This window comes from Kineococcus siccus, assembly GCF_009906795.1.
Taxonomy (GTDB): domain Bacteria; phylum Actinomycetota; class Actinomycetes; order Actinomycetales; family Kineococcaceae; genus Kineococcus; species Kineococcus siccus.
This window is the reverse complement of sequence record NZ_JAAALN010000340.1, coordinates 1-2,762: the sequence shown is the minus strand read 5'-3', so window position 1 is coordinate 2,762 and position 2,762 is coordinate 1. Positions and strand designations below refer to the sequence as shown.

Annotated in this window: 3 protein-coding genes; 2 read left to right on the top strand and 1 reads right to left on the bottom strand. The window is 69.2% G+C overall.

What is annotated here, in order from left to right:
- Positions 1-310 precede the first annotated feature (310 nt).
- Positions 311-1,126 (top strand): alpha/beta fold hydrolase, encoded by an 816-nt coding sequence (locus tag GTR02_RS21110; RefSeq protein ID WP_166609437.1) that lies wholly within the window; start codon positions 311-313, stop codon positions 1,124-1,126.
- Between the two features lie 143 nt (positions 1,127-1,269).
- On the opposite strand, the gene GTR02_RS21105 is transcribed toward GTR02_RS21110, so the two are convergent.
- Positions 1,270-2,043: a TetR/AcrR family transcriptional regulator C-terminal domain-containing protein gene (locus GTR02_RS21105; RefSeq protein WP_166609436.1), complete on the bottom strand. Its 774-nt coding sequence runs from the start codon at positions 2,041-2,043 to the stop codon at positions 1,270-1,272.
- A gap of 75 nt (positions 2,044-2,118) precedes the next feature.
- On the opposite strand from GTR02_RS21105, the gene GTR02_RS21100 reads away from it, so the two are divergent.
- Entirely contained in the window at positions 2,119-2,508 is a 390-nt protein-coding gene (locus GTR02_RS21100; protein WP_166609435.1) for a VOC family protein, read from the top strand.
- Positions 2,509-2,762: the final 254 nt, after the last annotated feature.

The following is a 2,762-nucleotide window of genomic DNA, read 5'->3' as shown; positions in this document are numbered from 1 at the left end:
GTCCCAGCACGGTCTCGTCGTCGTCGAGCCCCACCCACGCAGCAGCCAGTCCGGCAGGACTGAGCCAGCCGGCGGGATCGTGCGGCCAGCACGTCGGGTACCCGTCGGCGACGTGCACCGCCTGGAGCACGTCGACGCAAGTGGGCAAGTCCTCGGCGGCACGCTCACGAACGATCACCAGACCAGGATGATGGACGCCCCGATGCGGTGCCCCCGGCTGTCGACTTCACGCACATGTCGAGAAGCGTGTGGTCCACGACCAAGCCAAAAGGGCACCCACGCCCATGGTCAGCGATGTCAGAGTGGCCCGGTGCTCACGCCGCCCGAGTCCTTCCAGGTCCCCCGCGAAGGATCAACTCTGATCGGTGACCGCTGGCCCGGCCACGGCCCCACCCTGGTCCTGCTGCACGCCGGCGTCTGCGACCGGCGCAGCTGGAACGGCGTCGTACCTCTGCTGCGCGAAGCAGGGACCGTCATCACCTACGACCGGCGCGGCTTCGGGGACAGCCCACCTTCGAACACGACGTTCTCCCACTTGCAAGACTTGCTGGCCGTCGTGGACGCCCTCGCCACCGGACCGGTCTGGCTGGTCGGCAGCTCCATGGGGGGCGGACTGGCCTTGGACGCCGCCCTCACCGCGCCAGAGCGAGTCGCGGGCCTGGTGCTCCTTGCCCCTGGGGTCAGCGGCGCCCCCGAGCCTGAAGAGCTCGACCCCGCCACCCAGCGCCTGTCCGACGCACTGGACGCTGCCACCGACGCCGACGACGTGGACCTGGTCAACCGGCTGGAAGTGCAGGTCTGGCTTGACGGGCCAGCGGCCCGCGAAGACCGGGTAACCGGGCCAGCCCGGGAGCTGGCGCTGGCGATGAACACGATCGTGTTGCAGCACGCTGAGGCAGAGGACGCCGGCGACAGCGGCGTCGATGCCTGGTCCCGCCTGGGTGAGATCGGCGCGCCCACCACCATCGCCTGCGGTGACCTCGATGTCCCGTACCTCCTCGAGCAGTGCGAGCAGTTGCTCACCCGCATCCCGGGGGCGCGGCGCGCAACTCTGCCCGGGACCGCTCACCTGCCGTACCTGGAACGCCCTGACCTGGTCGCAGCCGTCATCACCTCCGCGCTCTGACCGCGTCCGTGAGTAGCAGCACAGTCCGCATGGTCTTCCCGTAAGACGGGACACCTGGTCATGCCGCCCTCCACGCGGTCGGAGCGCGTCGTCCACGGACGACCGTCGAAGACCGTCCGCGATTCAGGCGCTCTCCAAGAACGTCACTGCACCCGGTGGTCGACGTCGATAAGTACCGCCAGCCCGTCTAGCAGACGTCGGAGCCCGAACATGTAGGCGTGCTCGGGGTCGTGGGCGCTGCCGTGGGCGGTGCCAGCGGCGGTACCGATGCGCACCGCGCGTGGGTAGCGGTCCATGTCCAGGACGCGGGTCAGCAAGGGCCCGGCGGCGGCCCACCACTGCTCGTCGCTGACGCCGTCGGGCTGATCTCGGGTGCGGGCTGCCTCGCTGTCGCGGGCGCAGGCGCGCACGAAGGTCAACAGGTGGGTCAGGCAGTCATCCACGGTCACGTCGTCGAGGCCGCAGTCGTCGAAGGCGGCGAGTTCGTGCTCGTACTTGGCCATCTGCCCCGGCCCCAGCGGAGGGCGCAGCGTGGAGATCAGCGCGGCCCAGGGGTGGCGTCGGTACAGGTCGCGGTTCGCCTCGGCGACCGCAGTCACCCGGGCCTGCCACGGCTGACTCGTGGTGTCTTCCCGTGGCATCTGCGCGTAGGCGGTGTCGAGCATCAGGTCCAGCAGCTCGGCGCGGTCGGCGACGTAGGTGTAAAGCGACATGACCCCCACCCCGACGCGCTCGGCGACCTTGCGCATGGTCACCGCGGCCAAGCCCTGCTCATCCGCCAGGGCGACCGCTGCCTCCACCAGGGTGTCGACATCCACACCGCGTCGCGGGCCCCGACGAGGTGTGGCGGCCTCATCGCGCCACAGCAACGCCAGGGTGCGGGCCGGGTCTCCGGCGCTAGTGCGGTCATCGCTCACGGGAACATCCTGACGTGACCGCCCGTTCCACCCTCACCCCGTACACCGTACGGAGTAGATGAGGAGAAGCCAGCCGTGAACATCACCGCCAGCACCATCTCGCTCAACGTCGACAACGTCGACGCCTCCAGCACCTTCTGGTCCACCCACTTCGGCTTCACCCAGGACATGGCTGCCCCTGGCTTCGCGAGCCTCAGCCGGTCAGATGCCGCCCTGTCCATCGTCTTCCTGCGACGGGGGCTGGACGTCCTGCCCCCCGACCAGCGAGACGAGCACGCCCGCGGTCAGATTCTCGCCTTTACCGTTGACGACCTCGAGGGTGAGCTGGCCAGGCTGCAGAGCGAGGGGGTGCAGATCACGATGCCGCTGACCAGTGATGAGTGGGGTGAACGGTCCTTCCAGGTCCGTGACCCCAACGGGGTGATCGTGCAGCTGGTCGACTGGAATGCTCCCGTCGCCAACTGATCGCGAGGCTCGCCGTCCCGGCGCGACCACCGAGGTCGTGTCGGGACGGACCGCCAGAGCCGCCGTCACGTCAGCCCAAAGACCCACCCACCTGATGACGACCCGCGTCCTGAACTTCGCGGTCATGCCGCGATCCGCGCGGTCGTGGACACCCCGCTCCCCTCCCCCGGCGGGTCCTAACGATCTTCGACTAGGACAGGTTGGATGAGACAAGTAGGCCGCCAGACGTCGCACGCGACCTGTCCCACCGCAGG